The organism is Alcanivorax sp. HI0083 (assembly GCF_001635175.1).
The window spans coordinates 1-839 of the sequence record NZ_LWFX01001611.1 but is presented as its reverse complement, the minus strand read 5'-3'; the positions used below and the strand labels follow the sequence as shown (position 1 = coordinate 839).

The 839-nt window shown below is 54.9% G+C and carries 1 protein-coding gene; it reads left to right on the top strand.

The window, feature by feature from the left end; translation table 11 throughout:
• On the top strand, positions 1–839 hold an 839-nt coding region (locus tag A3754_RS23885; protein WP_197468826.1), incomplete at both ends, for an AarF/ABC1/UbiB kinase family protein.

The window sequence follows — 839 nt, the reverse complement described above, 5'->3', positions numbered from 1 at the left end:
CGAACGGAGTGGCCTTTCACTGGCGTTGAATACCGCCCGGGGTGGGCTGCGAATTCTCGAAACACTGGGTGTGGTCGGTCGTCAGGGGCTGGGCTGGGCATTGGGCGATCGCCCGCCAGTACCGGCTTTGCTGCGTACTACCTTTGAATCTCTGGGCACGACCTACATCAAGCTGGGGCAGTTTATCGCCAGTTCACCGTCGATTTTCCCGGAGGAGTATGTCGAGGAATTCCAGCGGTGTCTGGACCGGACTCCACCCCTACCTTTTCATTACATCCGGGAAACCATCGAGTCCGAGCTGGGGGACAGCCTGGAGACGCTTTATCAATTTGTAGACCCCAAACCATTGGCCAGTGCGTCAATTGCTCAAGTTCATGCGGCTAAACTAAAGAATGGTCAGGATGTGGTGATCAAGGTTCAGCGCCCGGGAGTGAAGAATGTTTTACTCACGGATTTCAATTTTTTGTACTTCGCCGCCAGAATCACCGAACGGTTGGCTCCGGGATTGTCCCGTTCCGCCATTTCGGGGGTGATTGAAGAGCTGCAGGCGGGGATGCTGGAAGAGTGTGACTTCATCAAGGAGGCGGGTAATCTCAAGGCGTTTAACGTCTTCTTGCGTGATACCGGCAATTCCCAGGCCATCGCGCCAGAGCCCGTAATGTCCCATACCACTGGTAAAGTCCTGACAATGGAGCGCTTCTTTGGGGTGCCTCTGACGGACATGAATGTGCTGAAAAAGTATACCGATGACCCGGCGGGCACTCTGATTTCTGCGCTTAACACCTGGTTCTCGAGCCTGATGCTGTGCGACTTCTTCCATGCGGATGTGCATGCTGGCA